Here is a 17,223-nt window from a genome sequence, read left to right on the forward strand (position 1 = left end):
TAAAAATGACTTATGTAATCGGTATAGATATTGGTACAAGTTCCTTAAAGTCTATTGTTGTTAATAAAAATGGAGACGTTGTAGATTCATACAGCGTCTCTTATCATACGCTGCATCCTAAATCTGGATACAGTGAAATGAATCCAGATATCTGGTATGACGCAACAATTGAAAGTTTAAAACATTTATTAAACAAATATGCACAAAAAGAAATTACTGGCATTAGTTTTTCAGGTCAAATGCACGGCCTAGTGGTTATTGATCAAGCAGGTGCAGTCATTAGACCTGCTATTTTATGGAATGATACACGCACATCTAATGAAGTTGATGAAATCAAAAATAAATTAGGTCTCGACGCACTACTGAAATTCACACAAAACACTGTGTTAGAAGGATTTACATTACCTAAACTAATGTGGCTTAAAAATAATGAAATTGATAATTACAACAAAATTCATAAATTCATGTTGCCAAAGGATTACATTGTTTATAAATTAACTGGCAACATTTTTACAGAACCTTCAGACGCGGCAGGTACAATTATGTTTAGCGTGAAAGAAGAAAATTGGTCTACTGAACTACTAAATAGTTTAGATATTGACACATCTATTTGTCCAGATATCATTGCTTCTCATGAAAAAAGTGGTCAATTAACTGACAACGTGAAAAAAGCTTTAAACATCGATTGGGATATCAATGTCTATCAAGGGGGCGCTGATAACGCATGTGGCGCTTTAGGCTCTGGTATCACAGATGAACAAAAGCAATTGGTAAGTATTGGTACTTCTGGCGTAGCACTCTCTATTGAAAATAATACTGACTATGAAAATGATGGCAATGTTCATTACTTTAATCACTGTGTGCCTGATCAAAAATACATTATGGGAGTTACTTTATCCGCTGGTTATAGTCTGGAATGGTTAAAACAACTACTAAACCCTGATGCAGATTTTGCTGCATTTTTAAAAACGATTTCTGATTCTGATGTTGGATCGAATGGATTAATGTACACACCTTATTTACTGGGTGAACGTACACCACATAATGACGCGGCAGTTAGAGGCAGCTTTATCGGTTTGGATGCGAATACCACACAACTCGATATGAAACGTTCTGTTATTGAAGGTATCACATATTCTATAAATGAAAGCATTCAAATTATGAAAAACAACGGTATTAACATTAAGGAAATTGTTTCTATCGGGGGCGGCGCAAAAAATCAAGAATGGCTCCAAATACAAGCAGATGTCTTCGATGCAGCGATTACCACAAGAACTGAAGAACAGGGTCCAGCTTATGGGGCAGCGATGCTAGCTGCCATGGGTGAAGCGTGGTTTGATACTTTCAATGAAATGAGTCAATCATGGATTACATATAATCAAAAAGTATCTCCTATTGAAGAAAATAGTAAATCATACCACAACTTATTTGATATTTATAAAACAATCTATGACGCTACACAACCAGTAACTCAAAAACTAAGTAAATTTAAGTGATTTATCAAGGGGATGGATATATGTCAACTTATAATAATAAGAAGTTTATCTTTAAAATAGCTTTAATCGCAACGCTTGGTGGGTTGTTATTCGGCTATGACACTGCAGTTATTTCTGGTGCTGAACAATCTCTCCAGAAATATTTAACTAAAGATTACGGTAGCTTTATCCATGGCATTACAGTTTCTAGTGCCTTAATCGGCTGTATTATTGGCGGCTTGTTATCTTCAAGTTTCTCAAGTCGTCTCGGTCGTAAAAAATCATTACAAATAGCAGCTATTTTATTTATAGTTTCTGCGCTTTTATCAGGCTATCCGGAGTTTTTATTTTTTGAACCAAGTGAATCCAGTCTTGCTTTACTGATAACATTTAATCTATATCGTGTCATCGGCGGAATCGGCGTAGGATTAGCCTCTGCAATATCTCCAATGTATATTAGTGAAATTGCACCTTCTTCTATAAGAGGGAAACTTGTTTCATGGAACCAATTCGCTATTATATTTGGTATGTTAGTCGTTTATTTTGTAAACTATGGTATCACTTTCGGTCAATCTCAAAGCTGGATTGAACTAATCGGATGGCGTTATATGTTTATGACTGAAGCAATACCAGCAATTGCATTTTTCTTTTTATTATTTTTAGTACCTGAAACACCAAGGTATTTATCTTTAAATAATAGAAACACTGAAGCACTTACAGTATTAAATAGAATATACTCTTCTAAAAATCATGCACAGAACGTTTTAAACGATATCTTATCAACTAAAAATAAACTAACAGATGTAAAAGCACCATTATTTAGTTTTGGTAAAACTGTGATTATTATCGGTATTTTATTATCTATTTTCCAACAATTCATCGGTATCAACGTGGCATTGTATTATGCACCTCGTATTTTTGAAAATTTAGGTGCAGGTGAGAATACCTCAATGATACAAACTGTTGTGATGGGATTAGTAAACGTAATATTCACCGTTATCGCTATATTATACGTCGATAAATTTGGTCGTAAGCCTTTATTAATTATCGGTTCTACTGGTATGGCAATTGGAATGATCGGAATGAGTACACTCGCTGCTAATGGTGCGTTTGGCATTACAACATTAATATTCTTAGTTATATATACTGCATCATTTATGATGAGTTGGGGACCAATTATCTGGGTGTTATTATCAGAAATATTCCCTAACAGAATTAGAAGTGGCGCGATGGCTATAGCTGTCGCAGTACAATGGTTAGCAAACTTTACAATCACTTCTACTTACCCATCTATGATGGATATTAGCGGTACAATGACTTATGGATTTTACGCACTGATGAGTATTTTATCTGGCTTGTTCGTATGGAAATTCATTCCAGAAACAAAAGGTAAAACACTAGAAGAATTAGAAAAAGTTTGGATTAAAGACAAAGATAAACAAGTTTCTAATAATGTGGAAGAAGTTCAAAGTAATAACTCAGCACAGTAAAATTCGAAGTTAATGTATAGATATTTCCACTATCGTTAAACTTAAAAACAATTATATATTTTTACGAAACAGACTAAATTATAGAAATTAATAAAAACACTTTCGCTAGATTCATATTTATTGAATTTACGCGAAAGTGTTTTAGATTTATATTTTAATGTATATAAAATTTCAAATTTATTCTTTATACTTTTCTGTAACGTTTAAGACCAATGATATTTAGTATTGTAAATATCAAAATGAATAGCAACAGTATAACAATATCGAACCAAATAAATTCAAATCCCTGTCCCTTAATCATTACATTGGTCAGCGTATCACCGGCATATCTTAACGGAAATACATAGCCAATAGCACTGACCCAATTGGCAATGCTATCTAAGGGGATAAGTCCAGAGAAAAAGACTTGAGGTATAACAACTAACGGTATAAATTGAACCATTTGAAATTCTGAATTTGCAAAAGTTGAAACAAACAAACCAATAGCTAAAGCAGCTAATGCAATAAGTATATTAATTAATAATACCCACCAGATACTTCCTACAACTTCAACTTTCAGTAAATATATCGAATAAAATACAATAATTAATGTTTGTAATATCGCAAACAAACCATAACCTGCTAAATAACCAAAGACAATTTCACTTCTTTTAACAGATGTTGCAAGTACACGTTCTAAAGTCCCTCTCGTACGTTCTCTTAAAAGTACTATACCAGAAACTAAGAATACAAAGAAAAAGACAAAGAAACCTATGAGAATTGGAAATATTTTATCAAAAAATGTGCTGTCAGCATCACCATAAAGATAATGACTATCTATGCTCAATGCCTCTGCCTGTTGTCCATTGTCTTGTTTCATGTTGTCCGGTATCTTTTCAACAATGTTAGTCATATCTTGCATCTTATTTTTTTGGATTGCACTTGCTAACAATTGTTTCGTTGACCCTGTAAGACTTGGATCTTCATTTTTATAAGTAACTTCTAGGTTAGATCCTTTTTGTTCTATATATGCATCCAAATCTGAATCCACAATTGTATCTTTAATTGAGCTAGGCGCATCATATTTTTCAATATCTACTTTATCTGAAGGCAAAGCGTTCACAATTTCATCTGATACTGAGGCATTCACCCCCATTTTTATATTTGTTTCATTATTAGTATCAAATATAAAATACATCAATGTTAAAACCAAAATAGGTGCAAATAACATTAAAGCTAACGTTCTTTTATCTCGTAATAATTCTTTAATAACTCTGATAAAAATCGCCTTAAATCTCATTATTGCACCTCCGCTTCTGCTTTTATAAACACTTCTTCTATAGAATCAGCTTCGAATTTATCTTTTAATTCTTGAGGTGTTCCAATCGTAAATAATTTTCCTTCAACAATTAAGCCTATATAATCACGACGTTCCGCTTCCCCCATAACATGGGTTGTAACAATCACCGATTTCCCCTTATTTGCTAATCCATTCAATTGCTTCCAAACATCTTTTCTAAGTTTAGGATCAATCCCAACCGTAGGCTCATCTAAAATAATAAGGCTGGGGTTAGCTAACAGTGTTATAGCCAAAGAAAGTCTACGTTTCATACCACCTGAAAAATGAGAAACTACCTTTCCTAATTCATGTTCTAAATTTACTATTTTTGTATTTCCAGCAATTGCTTCTTCTAATTTCTTACCTTTTAACCCCATCAAGTTCCCAAAAAACACTAAATTTTCTCTTGCTGTTAATGATTCATACAAAGCGTCACTTTGGCCCATATAGCCTATTTCATTCAATACTTTACGATTAGGTATTTGTTTATTGAATATTTGAGCCTGTCCTTCATCTAAACTTTCCATACCCATTAAACATTTTATTGTCGTAGTTTTACCTGAACCACTAGGACCAATCAATCCTAATATTTCTCCCTCAGTTAATTCTATATTAATACCATCTAAGACTTTCTTTTGATCATAATATTTTATTGCGTTTGTTAACTTTGCTACAAGGTCAGCCATAGAGTTCCCTCTCCCATGTAAATTATTGTTTATAAAACGAGTATATACCTCTCATTTGTAAAATCAATTTAGCACTTAAAAAACTGTGCCGTACTTCCATAATATGGGTGTGCGGCACAGTTAAATTTTAAATACACTTTTGCTAATTTTTTTAACTAAACATACAATATTACTACTTTGATTTCACTGATTCACTAAAAGCTTGATAGCCTTCTCTTACATTAACAATATGATTAAAACCTTTATCTTCTAATATCCCTACTGCTATAGAACTTCTTACCCCTGATTGACAGTGAACATATATTTTATCTTCTTTATTAAATGGTATATCTTCAATCATCAATTTGCCATGTGGAATATGAATCGCTTGTGATAGATGTCCATTCTGCCATTCTTCTTCAGTACGCACATCTAATATGTGTTGTTCTTTGCCAGTTATATCACTGCTATGAATAGATGATGTCATCGTTAAACTCTGTGGCAAACGGTATCCGCTAACATAATCGAATCCTATTAATTGTAGTGTGTGTACCGCTTCTTCTAAAATTTCTTTGTCACCTATTAAATCAATGGGTTGATTATAATTTAAATACCACCCGATTTGGTTAATAAAGTTCTTATTATAAGGGATATTGATTGTACCTTTAGTATGTCCACCATGAAAAGCTTCTTTAGTACGTAAATCAAATGCTAAATTATCTTTATTTAAACTAGGATAAACGTTATACGAATGATATAAGTTCATCCCAAACTGATTAATTTTTTTCATTTGCGCAAAGTGATGTGGCGGCGCGGGTTGATTTGACGTCAATGTCTCAATGAATGTTACTTTATTCGTTTCATTAAACGCCCAATTGTTCATTTTTTCATAACCTAAGGTAGACATTGGCACCGCACCTAGTGACTTACCACAAGGACTGCCTGCCCCATGTCCCGGCCATATTTGAATAGAGTCAGATAACTCTTTCACAGTTTCAATAGAATGATACATTTGCTCCGCACTAACTTCAGTAGAACCTTCCATTTGAACTGCTTTTTCTAATAAGTCAGGTCTGCCGATATCACCAACAAATATAAAGTCACCACTAAATAGCCCCATAGGTACTTGGCTACCGCCACCTTCGTCAGTTAATAAAAAACTAATACTCTCTGGGGTATGTCCTGGCGTGTGTAACACTTCTAATTTAATGTGACCTACTTTAATTTGATTTTGGTGTTTAACGTAATGTGTTTGGTCTGGCATATTTTGATAACTTAATTGATCATCACCTTCTCCAGATACATAAATTGCTGCGTTTAAACGCTCTGCGACATCACGAATACCTGAAGCAAAGTCAGCGTGTATATGTGTTTCTGCGGCATGTGTAATCGTAAACCCTTCACTATCTGCTACTTCTATATATTCTGCTAAATCGCGTATCGGATCTATCACTATTGCTTCACCTGTACGTTGACATCCTACTAGATAAGAAGCTTGCGATAATTGCTCATTATAAAATTGCTTGAAATACATAATACATCCTCCTTTTTAACCGTTACACTCCTACTAAATAAATAAATTATGACTCGCGTTTTCAGTGTCGCCGATATACGTACCTACACCGCCATAGGAAACTTCATCTCTCAACTCTTCTTTTTTAATGCCCATAACATCCATGCTCATCGTACATGCAATCAGTTTGATCTCTTGATCTATCGCTTGGTTGATGAGCGATGGTAACGAATCAACATTTTTCTTTTTCATTACATAACGCATCATCACATTACCCAATCCAAACATGTTCATTTTAGAAAGCGGCATTTTTAAAGGGGACTTCGGCAACATCAAATCAAACATTTTCGCAATACCTTGCTTACGCACTTTTGAATTTTTTTCCTTTTTCAAGGCGTTAAGCCCCCAGAAAGTAAAGAAGATAGTAACATCTCTGCCGGCAGCTTTAGCACCATTTGCGATAATCATTGCTGCCACTGCTTTATCTAACTCGCCACTAAACAATACAATTGTAGTGCCTTTATCTGTATGGTTAACTTCCATATCTTTGGTTTGCTCTTTTTGGATAGTAGCTTTAATCTCACGCCCATCTTCATTTAAATTAACCAAGGTATGACCTGTTTGTTTCACCCAACTTTTAATATCACTAGAGAAACCTGGATCTGTAACAGTAACCTCCATTTGGTCACCTTCTTGAATATTTTTCACTTCTTTACTGATATTAACTATAGGCCCTGGGCATTGAAGATTACTGTAATTAAATTGTTTACGGTCTGACTTAATATCTACCTCTGTACTTTCTACTGCTGCTTCACCTTCACTCACATTGTTCTGTGCATAAGCTTGATAACCACCTTCTAAATTTACTACATCATAGTTTTGCTCAGATAAGTATTCGCTCACTTTAGCACTGCGATTTCCACTTTTACAGTGTATATAGTAAGTTTTATTTTTATCATAATTAAATGTTTCAATGTTATCTACGGGATGTAGTATGGAACCGTTGATATGTCCTAATTCATATTCTCCTTCTGTTCTAACGTCAATCAGCTGACCCTCAGAAGCTAATCTTGCTAATTCTGTTTCACTTAAATCATTTATATGTTTTTGGTTATATTGTTTCATATTCATCCTCCTATAAATACCTATAGGGGTATCATAAGGTCTGTATACATCATTTTCAAATACCCCCTACCCTATTTGACACTTTTAATTTATTCACTTAGTATGTAGGTAATTAGTTTTTAATATGGAGGGGAAATTATGGATTACGATAAAAAAATGGTTAACCGTATAAAACGAGTTCAAGGTCAGTTAAATGGCGTCATTAAAATGATGGAAGACGAAAAGCATTGTAAAGATGTCATTACTCAACTTAGTGCATCTAAAAGTTCTATCCAACGATTAATGGGTGTCATTATTAGTGAAAATTTAATTGAGTGTGTAAGAGAAGCAGATGAAAATAATGAAGATTCGCAAGAATTAATTAACGAAGCCATTGAATTATTAGTGAAAAGTAAATAATGGATATTCTCACAATGACTATTATGTTGCTTATTGGGATATTTGGAGGATTTATCTCTGGATTAGTAGGTATAGGAGGCGCAATTATTATTTATCCAGCTATCCTATTATTACCACCATTGTTTGGCGCTCCTACATATAGTGCATATATCGCCTCAGGCCTTACTTCAAGTCAGGTTTTCTTTAGTACATTGAGTGGTTCAATAAAAGCCAGGAAAAAACCTGAATTTTCTCCACAACTTGTAATTTATATGGGTGGGGGCATGATTGTAGGAAGTGTTTTTGGTGCGCTCCTAGCAAATTTATTTAATGCTGCATTTATAAACGTTATATATATTATAATCGCTGTACTAGCGCTAATACTGATGTTTATTAAAGTGAAGTCTTCTTCACAAACTTCTCAATTTAACGGTCCTTTACTCATAAGTATTGGAGTTATAATCGGTATTATTTCAGGTATAGTCGGTGCAGGTGGTGCCTTTATTATTATTCCTATATTACTAGTAGTATTTAAATTACCAATGAATACTGTTGTCGCTAACAGTATTGTCATTGCTTTTATGTCTTCAATAGGAGCTTTCATTATAAAGTTTATGCAAGGTTATATACCTATGGCAGATGCACTATTTTTAATTATTGGGAGCATTCTTTTTGCGCCATTAGGTTTAAAAGTAGGCAATAAAGTGCCAAGCTCTGTACAAAAATGGATTGTGAGTATTTTAATTATTATCGCAATTATGCAACTGATAATCTAACTTAATTTAAAAGGAGGCTTTATAATGAATCATTGGGATGAAAAATTCGACTCAGACAACTATATCTATGGTGAGGAAGCAAACGAATTTGTGAAAAACATTTTTCAAACTAACACTACAAACAATGAAAATATAGTATTATTCGCAGAAGGTGAAGGCCGAAACGCAATCTACCTTGCACAACTTGGTTACGATGTCACAACATATGATATGTCTAAAATAGGTATCGATAAACAATATAAACTAGCACAAAAGACCGGTGTTGGTATAAAAGCAAATTATGGTGACATCACACAACCTGACCTAACAACTCAATCAACATTTGATTATAGTATTAATATTTTTGGTCATGTCCCTACCGAGGGCAAACAAGCTATGTTTAATAATCTTATTCAATCATTAGCCAAAAACGGTCACAGTTATTTTGAATTTTACTCAATAGAGCAACTAGAATATCGTACAGGTGGTCCTAAAGATAAGACAATGCTTTATGAAATAGACGAAATTAAGCATTACTTAGCTCAACACACTATTAAAATTCATATGCTAGAAAAACGCGAAACATACCGCTACGAAGGGACAAAACACACAGGTTTGGCTTCTGTAATCCAAGGTCATATTGAAAAATTATAATTCATTATTAAATCAGCATATTCTATTAATAACCCTTCTATACAGTTAACAGCAGGATCTGAATTATATAGAAGAGTTTAAATCACTTAAATCCCCCTCTATATTCCTTGTCTATTTAAAATGCTATTCAATAAAAATTTATAAAAACCAAAGGAAATCCTCAATTCTTACAATTCCAATTAAATAAGTAATATTACACTTAGGCATAAAAATCCGCTAGTTAGGCATTTTCAAGCAAATTGACAGGGAAATATTTTATATTGTAGTTGATAAATTAAAACTTTGTTTTAATTTTAAATACTTGGAAAGGGGTGTTTTATATGTCAGCAATCATAGAAGCACTAAATAATGCCATCCAAGCAGGTATCGCTCATGATTGGGTAACTATGGGTACAAGCATTGCGAGTGCATTAGCTAGCGGTGTAGACTTTGTTTTAGGTTTCTTAAAATAAAGTCATTTTCCTCACAAAAAGGACCTTCTCTAAAATCACGTGTGATATTTTTAGAGAGGGTCTTAAATTTAACTTCTAAACATTTGTAGTTTTTGAAAATAAAAAAGACTAGGACATAAATATATGTCCCAGTCTCAAAGTAATATCTTAATTATACTTTTTCAGTTTGTGCTTGTGCTTTTTCATTGTTTGAGGCATGTGAAGCACCGATTGCTTCGATTTCTTCTAGTGTACGTCCTCTAGATTCTGGAACGAATTTTTTCACAAACAGTACGCCGAGTATACAAATGATGCCGAATATCGCAAATACGATTTGTTGTGGGAAATACACTGTCATAATTGGGAATAGTAATCCAACTAAGAAAGAACCAATCCAATTTAATGAAGATGCTGCACCTGAAGCAAATCCTCTAATTGCTAATGGGAATATTTCTCCAACTATAACCCATGTTAGCGGCGCCCATGTAAATGAATAGAACGCTACATAAATACTTAAAAATATAACAATGAGTATTGGATTCGCATTTGGTAATATCAAATTAATGACTGCTGGTAATATGAATGATAATCCCATCACAGTACCACCTAACATAAGTAATGTTCTTCTGTTAAATTTATCCGCTATCCAAATGAAGAGTAATGATCCTAATACTAAAATCACACCTTGAATAATTGGCCACATTAAAGCTGTACTTGCTGAGTTACCTGTAGCTTGTTCAACAATTAATGGAATATAGTAGAATATTGCATTTGCCCCTTGGAATTGTTGGAATGCAGCTACACCCAATCCAGCGATAACTAAATATTTATATTTGCCACTAAATAATGTTGCTAATGATTGGTTTACTTTATTCTTACTTTCTATTTGAATAGTCTTGTTTATTTCTTCAAATTCTTTATCTACGTTTTGGTTATTTCTAAGGTTGCTTAAGACTATTTTAGCTTCTTTAAATTTATTATTTTTAATTAAAAATCTTGGAGACTCTGGTAATTTTAATACGCCCCAGAATAAAATGACTGCTGGAACTGCTGCTGCACCTAACATTAATCTCCAACCCATTTCAACTGGCAAACCTCTTAAGAAATAGTCTACGATGTATGATAACAACATCCCAGATACAATCATTGTTTGATTCATACCAGACAATTGACCACGGTACTTGGCTGGAGCCATTTCTGACATGTAAGCTGGTACTAATGCTGATGCAGCACCAACTGCTAATCCAAGAATTACCCTTGATATAATTAAGAAATAACTACCATCATGTGGTGCGATGCCTGACAAAACAGAACCAATTACGAAAATGATTGCAGAAATTAAAATCATTTTCCTTCTACCAAGCGTATCAGATAATTTACCTGCTAAAATACCACCAAATATTGCGCCTAGCATTACTGACGAAGTAATTAACCCAATTATAAATCCACTATTAATATTCCAGTCTTCTCTTAAAAATGGTAACGCTCCGGTCATAACACCTATGTCATAACCAAAAAGTATCCCACCAAAAGCACCGAAAAAATAGATAAAGCGATTCGAAACTTTACTGTTTATTTTCATCCCATTCACCCTTTTTTAAAACAAAATATGCCTTACATTACGTTATTTGATTAACGACAAATCTACTGTAATTTAATTTATTAATGTATATTCTGAATCAAACATGTTTAATAATATTTCTATTTGCGATGTATTCAATTTAAGTGACAGTACTGTGTGATGACCACCGCCTTCTTCAATCCAACGTTTCACGCCTTGTTCTAATGATGGTTTAACATCCCATAACACTCTAGCTACTGGTAAGTTAGGTGCAGGTTCATCTAATTGTTTAGCAGTAATTTCATTCACAATAAACTTGAAGTGTGTGCCAAGATCCATCATTGTGACCACTACGCCGTCGCCAGCTTTTCCATCGAATACTAATCTTGCTGGATCTTCTTTACCACCTATACCTAGAGGATTTACAACGATTTTAGGTTTCGTGTCTGCTAATGTTGGATCAACTTCCAACATATGTGCGCCTAGTATATGTGATTGGTGACTTCTTAAGTCGTACGTATAATCTTCCATGAACCCTGTTGCTTCATTTTCTGCAGCAATTTTAAGTAAGCGGTCTAAAGCAGCAGTCTTCCAATCACCTTCACCTGCAAATCCGTAACCTTGTTCGTTAAGTCTTTGTACTGCTAAACCTGGTAATTGTTTCATGCCATGTAAATCTTCAAAGTTAGAAGTGAAAGCAGTATATCCACCCTCATCTAAAAAGCGTTTAATCGCAATTTCATATTTTATTTGTTCTTTAACAGAAGCATTAAATGCGTCTTTACTGTACTCTCTGTATTCAAAGTCATATAAATCTTCATATGATTTAAATAATTGATCTACTTCTGAATCTGTTACTTGATTCACATATTCTACTAAATCACCTATACCAAAATAATCTACAGTCCAACCGTATTGGATTTGTGCTTCGATTTTATCCCCTTCAGTAACAGCTACATTACGCATGTTGTCACCAAATCTTGCAACTTTTAAGTTGAAGCTTTCATTATAAGCATTGGCTACAACCATCCATTCTCTTAATTGCTTTTGTACATTTTCATCTTTCCAATGTCCAAAAATAATTTCATTTTTCTTATTAAGACGGCGGTTAATATAACCGTATTCTCTATCTCCATGTGCTGATTGATGTAAATTCATATAATCCATATCAATGTTTTCCCATGAAATATCATTGTTGTATTGAGTTGCTAAATGTAATAATGGTTTTTGTAATAATTTAGTACCTCTAATCCACATTTTCGCTGGTGAAAATGTATGCATCCATGTAATCACACCTAAAATATCATCACGATAATTCGCTTCTTTCATAATATCTGTAATAACATCTGTAGAAATTGCTAATTTCGTTTGTAATTCTATTTCAAACGGTAATTGTGCTTGCGCGTTTAATTCGTCCGTAATATTTTGTGCATTTTGTTTAACTTGTGCGAGTGCATCATCACCATAGAGTTCTTGTGATCCAATCACAAACCAGAATTTTTTTGTTGTAGTCATTTTGTTTCCTCCTTAGTTTTGTCCGTAATAGGCATTTGCGCCGTGTTTTCTTTCAAAGTGTTTATCAAGTACTGCTTTAGGTAATGTTTCTGCGAATGGATTTAATTGTCTTGTGAAGATATTCATCTTACATACTTCTTCTAACACTACTGCGTTCATCACAGCTTTTTCACAATTATCTCCCCAAATAAATGGTGCGTGACCATGCAATAATACTGCAGGTACTTCATGTGGGTTGATACCTTTTTCTTTAAATATTTCAACAATGACATTGCCTGTTTCATACTCATAATCTTTATTGATTTCTTCAGTCGTTAAAAATCTAGCACACGGAATTTCGCCGTAGAATGTATCTGCATGTGTTGTTCCCATAGCTGGCACGTTCAATCCTGATTGCGCCCACGTTGTTGCCCATGGTGAATGCGTATGTACGACACTGCCAATATCACCAAATTCTTTATAAAGGACAGCATGCGTTGGCATATCTGAAGAAGGTTTTAAATCTCCTTCAACCACTTCACAATCTAAATTACAAACCACCATATCTTCTGGTTTCATGACATCGTAATCTACGCCACTCGGCTTGATAACAAATAATTGCGATTCTGCATCAAAGGCACTCACATTACCCCATGTGTATTTAATCAATCCTCGGTTTGGCAATTCTAAATTTGCTTTAAAAACTTCAGCTTTTAACGTTTCTAACATGTTATTTGCCTCCTAAATATTTAGCTATCGATTGTTCTATAGGTAAACCTTTTTTAACTTTTTCTACATAGTTATTAAAGTTAATCACTTCTTGTTCTACTGGTTCCGTAGTTACTTCTTCCGTGTTTAAAAATACAACTTCATTTAAAAATGTAGCTAAAGATTGTTGAGATTCTTGTGCGGTATAGTAAGCTAAAACACTGACACCCCATGCGCCACCTTCACTTGCCGTATCCATTACGGTAATCTTATTTTCAAGTGCTGATGATAATACTTGCTGTGCGACACCTTTGGTTTTAAAAATACCGCCATGTGCTATCAATTTATCTATGTTAATCGATTCATTATTTTTCAATAAATCCATTCCAATTTTCAAAGTACTGAATGCACTATATAAATGCATTTTCATAAAATTAGCTAAATTGAAATTATAGTTTGGTTCACGTACAAATAATGGATAACCTGTCTCTACGTCTGTGATGTTTTCTCCTGAAACATAGTTGTATGAAAGTAAGCCACCAATGTTGTCATCACTTTCCAATGAACGCTCGAATATCTGTCCGTACAACTTATCCGATGAAAAATCAACACCCATGACGCTTAATACTTCGCCAAATATGTTCATCCAATCATTAATATCAGAAGTACAGTTATTGGTGTGAATCATTGCTACTTCACTACCATCGGGCGTTGTTACTACATCAATTTCTGGGTACATGCCTTTTAATGCATCAGATAATACAACCATTGCAAATGCACTAGTACCGGCTGATATATTACCTGTATTCTGCGCTACTGTGTTCGTTGCTACCATACCAGTACCAGCATCGCCTTCTGGCGGACACATAACGCTACCAGCTTCGAGATTACCTGAAGGATCTAATAATGTTGCACCTTCACTTGTAAGACGACCGCCACTTTCACCTGCCAATTTAATTTCAGGTAATATAGCTGATACTGACTTTTCAAATCCTTTTCCTTTAAATAAGTCATTAGCTGTATTTAATAAATCTGATCTATAAGCTTTTTTGTTAACATCTATAGGGAACATGCCTGAAGCCTCGCCAATACCGACAACTTTTTCACCAGTTAAGTACCAATGTACGTATCCAGCTAACGTTGTTAAATATTCAATTTGATTCACATGGGCTTCTTTATCTAATATGGCTTGATATACATGCGCAATACTCCAACGTTCTGGAATATTAAATTGAAACGCTTCGCTAAGTAACGTAGCTGCCTTTGCTGTATTACCATTTCTCCAAGTTCTAAATGGTACAAGTAAATCTTCATTATGATCAAACGCTAGATAACCATGCATCATACCGCTGATACCAATCGACTTCACTTGTTTTAATGTTAAATTATGTTTTTCTTTCATTTCTGTTGTCATTGCACTATAACTTTTCTGTAACCCGACCCAGATATCATTAATGGAATACGTCCAATATCCATCTACGAATTGGTTTTCCCATTCAAAATGTCCAGATGCAACTGTATTTAAATGCTGATCAATTGCTACGGTTTTAATTCTTGTAGAACCAAGTTCAATACCAATCGATATATCTTCACTATTTAATGCTTTCTTCAAACCATCCATTTCCAACACTCCTATTGAAACCGTTTTCAAATATACCTTATAATATTTGTCCGTACATGTCAATATTTATTATTTTATGTCCGTACATGTTTTGAGTTATAAAAAAGCTCAAACCAATAGCGTGATTGATTTGAGCCTGTCTTTTATATTTTTTTTACAGAATTTCGTTCGATAATATATGTATCTATAAGTTGTGACGTTTGTTTTTTATCTGTATTTATCGCGTTAATCATCCATTCTGCTGCTTTTCTACCAAGTAATTCTTGAGGATGTGACGTTGTAGTCAAATCCATCTCACTCAATTTACTTAGCACTGAATTATCTTCACCAACCACAGATAAATCGCTTGGTATCTGCACGTTTCGCTGTTTTAATCTTTGGATGATCTCGTAAGCAATTTCATCGTTATAACAAACTAAGCCAGTGATATTAATCTTTTTCTCACAAATATGCTGAACAATTTGTTCGATGACTTGTGGCTTACTTTCGGTATCAAATGTATAAATATGTTCGCCTTTAAAAAGAATATGATTACTTTCAAAAGCATTAAAATAACCTTTCATTCTTAATTTACCTTGGTTATCGTCTATTTTAGTAATTAAAGCAATATTTTCATGTCCTTGATCTACTAAATATTTTGTTGCTAAATAGCCAGATTTCACATCATCAATTGCTATATAAGGCAAATTCAACTCATCATACTTAGCATTAATCATTAAAATCGGAATATCTCGCTGTTTGAATAATGAATAATAGGACAAATTCGGGTTATAGACATTACTCTTAGTAGGTTCTATAATAAGTCCCGTCACACCTTGATTCAGCATCATCTCTAAACATTTACGTTCTTCCTCATGATTGTTATTCGTACTTGCTAATATTAAAGAATAGCCATTCTTTTTTAATACATTCTCAATACCTCGAATAATACTCGGGAAAATATAATCCGATAAGTAAGTCACGATTACGCCTATTTTTTTAGTTTCATTGTTCTGATTTGTATTTAAATAATTGTAACTCACATATGATCCAGAACCTTTTTTCTTTTTAATGTATCCTTCTTTGACTAATAAATCCATTGCTTGTCTGATTGTATAGCGACTTAAATTATATCTATCCTGAAATTGCTTTTCTGTAGGTAAGAGCATTCCAACTTGATAGCTTTTGTTAATTATTTTTTCTTTAATTTCGTCCGCTACAATTTGATATTTCGGCTTATTCATAATTGAAAATCTCCTAGTCTCACCAATTTGTCTTAATACCGCATATTATAGCATACGTCATATTTATTCAATGAATCAAATTTTAAGAAAGATTGAATTTATACGTTGAATTCATCATATAATATAAAGTAATTACGTACTTAGTTTAAACGTCGTTCTTTGTACTGCCTTCCCTCTTGAAAGACTACTGTTAAGCCATTGAAACGTCACTCATTAAAATCTTTTGACTTATGAATTGACTGTTGTTATATTAAAATTAAGAAGGAGATATGCGCTAACATACCTCCCTCACAGACCCGTTAAAATACGGTGGTTTTTTGATTTGAAAACAACGTTCCAACACTTATTAGCCTAAAGTTGGAACGTTATTTTTTTTGGCTATTACAAACTAAAATGAGTCCAATGATTGTTAACACAACCATTAGGATTTCATAATCAGTCATTTTCTATCCTTTCTTGGAGTAGAGACCAAAATCATAGGCATCACCCCATTTTCAATGAGATTAGCCACCTTTATTCCAACTTGTCTGTAAAAATATTTTACTACATGAACTGCGTCACTCCTACCTTTTCTTCACTTTTTGAAAAATTTAACTATCCCTAAATGAATCATTTTATTGAAGTCTTATAACGTCTCTATGTACGCTTTTAAAAATATAATAAAATCTTTTGACTTATGAATTAACCGTTGTTATATTAAAATTAAGAAGGAGATATGCGTGAACATACCTCCCTCACAGACCCGTTAAAAAGACGGTGGCTAGACAAAGTGAAAATAACGTTTCAACATTTATCTGCCTAAAGTTGGAACG

At 33.6% G+C, this 17,223-nt stretch carries 15 protein-coding genes; 6 read left to right on the plus strand and 9 right to left on the minus strand.

All coding sequences use genetic code 11. The features are described 5' to 3' along the window. Nucleotides 1-5 precede the first annotated feature (5 nt). Together xylB and xylE are read left to right on the plus strand one after the other, a co-directional pair. A complete protein-coding gene (gene xylB, locus NSR03_RS12605) occupies nt 6-1,496 on the plus strand; it encodes a xylulokinase (RefSeq protein ID WP_069821121.1) in 1,491 nt (496 codons plus the stop codon). A gap of 20 nt (nt 1,497-1,516) precedes the next feature. After that, complete coding sequence (gene xylE / locus NSR03_RS12610; RefSeq protein WP_069802576.1) at nt 1,517-2,965, plus strand: D-xylose transporter XylE; 1,449 nt, start codon at nt 1,517-1,519, stop codon at nt 2,963-2,965. 184 nt (nt 2,966-3,149) lie between these two features. Here the strand turns inward: xylE and NSR03_RS12615 are convergent, their stop codons facing one another. The 4 genes from NSR03_RS12615 to NSR03_RS12630 form a co-directional block, all read right to left on the minus strand. Next, complete coding sequence (locus tag NSR03_RS12615; RefSeq protein WP_340719239.1) at nt 3,150-4,244, minus strand: ABC transporter permease; 1,095 nt, start codon at nt 4,242-4,244, stop codon at nt 3,150-3,152. Beyond that, the gene (locus tag NSR03_RS12620) at nt 4,244-4,969 is read right to left on the minus strand and encodes an ABC transporter ATP-binding protein (protein WP_069821123.1); all 726 of its coding nucleotides are present in this window, start codon (nt 4,967-4,969) and stop codon (nt 4,244-4,246) included. The genes NSR03_RS12615 and NSR03_RS12620 overlap by 1 nt, the downstream gene beginning before the upstream one ends. Before the next feature lie 172 nt (nt 4,970-5,141). Next, nucleotides 5,142-6,482, minus strand: coding sequence for a persulfide dioxygenase-sulfurtransferase CstB (gene cstB / locus NSR03_RS12625; RefSeq protein ID WP_069802577.1), 1,341 nt, complete (start codon nt 6,480-6,482; stop codon nt 5,142-5,144). Between the two features lie 33 nt (nt 6,483-6,515). Further along, the gene (locus tag NSR03_RS12630; RefSeq protein WP_002511664.1) at nt 6,516-7,586 is read right to left on the minus strand and encodes a DsrE/DsrF/DrsH-like family protein; all 1,071 of its coding nucleotides are present in this window, start codon (nt 7,584-7,586) and stop codon (nt 6,516-6,518) included. A 138-nt stretch (nt 7,587-7,724) separates the two neighbouring features. On the opposite strand from NSR03_RS12630, the gene cstR reads away from it, so the two are divergent. The 4 genes from cstR (at nt 7,725) to NSR03_RS12650 (ending at nt 9,825) form a co-directional block, all read left to right on the plus strand. Continuing rightward, nucleotides 7,725-7,985, plus strand: a complete 261-nt coding sequence (gene cstR / locus NSR03_RS12635) for a persulfide-sensing transcriptional repressor CstR (protein ID WP_002506435.1) — start codon at nt 7,725-7,727, stop codon at nt 7,983-7,985. After that, a complete protein-coding gene (locus tag NSR03_RS12640) occupies nt 7,985-8,740 on the plus strand; it encodes a sulfite exporter TauE/SafE family protein (RefSeq protein ID WP_002506434.1) in 756 nt (251 codons plus the stop codon). The genes cstR and NSR03_RS12640 overlap by 1 nt, the downstream gene beginning before the upstream one ends. A gap of 24 nt (nt 8,741-8,764) precedes the next feature. Further along, a complete protein-coding gene (locus NSR03_RS12645) occupies nt 8,765-9,373 on the plus strand; it encodes a methyltransferase domain-containing protein (protein WP_002506433.1) in 609 nt (202 codons plus the stop codon). Between the two features lie 320 nt (nt 9,374-9,693). Continuing rightward, nucleotides 9,694-9,825: a beta-class phenol-soluble modulin gene (locus NSR03_RS12650; protein WP_002506432.1), complete on the plus strand. Its 132-nt coding sequence runs from the start codon at nt 9,694-9,696 to the stop codon at nt 9,823-9,825. A gap of 151 nt (nt 9,826-9,976) precedes the next feature. Here the strand turns inward: NSR03_RS12650 and NSR03_RS12655 are convergent, their stop codons facing one another. The 5 genes from NSR03_RS12655 to NSR03_RS12675 form a co-directional block, all read right to left on the minus strand. Next, complete coding sequence (locus NSR03_RS12655; RefSeq protein ID WP_002506431.1) at nt 9,977-11,386, minus strand: sugar porter family MFS transporter; 1,410 nt, start codon at nt 11,384-11,386, stop codon at nt 9,977-9,979. Nucleotides 11,387-11,458: 72 nt separating this feature from the next. Further along, entirely contained in the window at nt 11,459-12,880 is a 1,422-nt protein-coding gene (gene araA / locus NSR03_RS12660) for an L-arabinose isomerase (protein ID WP_069802581.1), read from the minus strand. A gap of 12 nt (nt 12,881-12,892) precedes the next feature. Continuing rightward, the gene (locus tag NSR03_RS12665; protein WP_069821124.1) at nt 12,893-13,588 is read right to left on the minus strand and encodes an L-ribulose-5-phosphate 4-epimerase; all 696 of its coding nucleotides are present in this window, start codon (nt 13,586-13,588) and stop codon (nt 12,893-12,895) included. Nucleotide 13,589: 1 nt separating this feature from the next. Continuing rightward, the gene (locus tag NSR03_RS12670; protein WP_081333682.1) at nt 13,590-15,188 is read right to left on the minus strand and encodes a xylulokinase; all 1,599 of its coding nucleotides are present in this window, start codon (nt 15,186-15,188) and stop codon (nt 13,590-13,592) included. 143 nt (nt 15,189-15,331) lie between these two features. Further along, nucleotides 15,332-16,411, minus strand: coding sequence for a GntR family transcriptional regulator (locus tag NSR03_RS12675; protein WP_002506427.1), 1,080 nt, complete (start codon nt 16,409-16,411; stop codon nt 15,332-15,334). Between the last annotated feature and the right edge of the window lie 812 nt (nt 16,412-17,223).

Origin of the sequence: Staphylococcus sp. FSL W8-1207 (assembly GCF_038003745.1) — a bacterium.
GTDB classification, from domain to species: domain Bacteria; phylum Bacillota; class Bacilli; order Staphylococcales; family Staphylococcaceae; genus Staphylococcus; species Staphylococcus equorum.

What these genes read in the sequence shown, in the direction of transcription:
- xylB (WP_069821121.1), top strand. Translation starts at nt 6, where the DNA reads ATGACTTATGTAATCGGTATAGATATTGGTACAAGTTCCTTAAAGTCT.
- xylE (WP_069802576.1), top strand. Translation starts at nt 1,517, where the DNA reads ATGTCAACTTATAATAATAAGAAGTTTATCTTTAAAATAGCTTTAATC.
- NSR03_RS12615 (WP_340719239.1), bottom strand. Translation starts at nt 4,244, where the DNA reads ATGAGATTTAAGGCGATTTTTATCAGAGTTATTAAAGAATTATTACGA.
- NSR03_RS12620 (WP_069821123.1), bottom strand. Translation starts at nt 4,969, where the DNA reads ATGGCTGACCTTGTAGCAAAGTTAACAAACGCAATAAAATATTATGAT.
- cstB (WP_069802577.1), bottom strand. Translation starts at nt 6,482, where the DNA reads ATGTATTTCAAGCAATTTTATAATGAGCAATTATCGCAAGCTTCTTAT.
- NSR03_RS12630 (WP_002511664.1), bottom strand. Translation starts at nt 7,586, where the DNA reads ATGAAACAATATAACCAAAAACATATAAATGATTTAAGTGAAACAGAA.
- cstR (WP_002506435.1), top strand. Translation starts at nt 7,725, where the DNA reads ATGGATTACGATAAAAAAATGGTTAACCGTATAAAACGAGTTCAAGGT.
- NSR03_RS12640 (WP_002506434.1), top strand. Translation starts at nt 7,985, where the DNA reads ATGGATATTCTCACAATGACTATTATGTTGCTTATTGGGATATTTGGA.
- NSR03_RS12645 (WP_002506433.1), top strand. Translation starts at nt 8,765, where the DNA reads ATGAATCATTGGGATGAAAAATTCGACTCAGACAACTATATCTATGGT.
- NSR03_RS12650 (WP_002506432.1), top strand. Translation starts at nt 9,694, where the DNA reads ATGTCAGCAATCATAGAAGCACTAAATAATGCCATCCAAGCAGGTATC.
- NSR03_RS12655 (WP_002506431.1), bottom strand. Translation starts at nt 11,386, where the DNA reads ATGAAAATAAACAGTAAAGTTTCGAATCGCTTTATCTATTTTTTCGGT.
- araA (WP_069802581.1), bottom strand. Translation starts at nt 12,880, where the DNA reads ATGACTACAACAAAAAAATTCTGGTTTGTGATTGGATCACAAGAACTC.
- NSR03_RS12665 (WP_069821124.1), bottom strand. Translation starts at nt 13,588, where the DNA reads ATGTTAGAAACGTTAAAAGCTGAAGTTTTTAAAGCAAATTTAGAATTG.
- NSR03_RS12670 (WP_081333682.1), bottom strand. Translation starts at nt 15,188, where the DNA reads ATGGATGGTTTGAAGAAAGCATTAAATAGTGAAGATATATCGATTGGT.
- NSR03_RS12675 (WP_002506427.1), bottom strand. Translation starts at nt 16,411, where the DNA reads ATGAATAAGCCGAAATATCAAATTGTAGCGGACGAAATTAAAGAAAAA.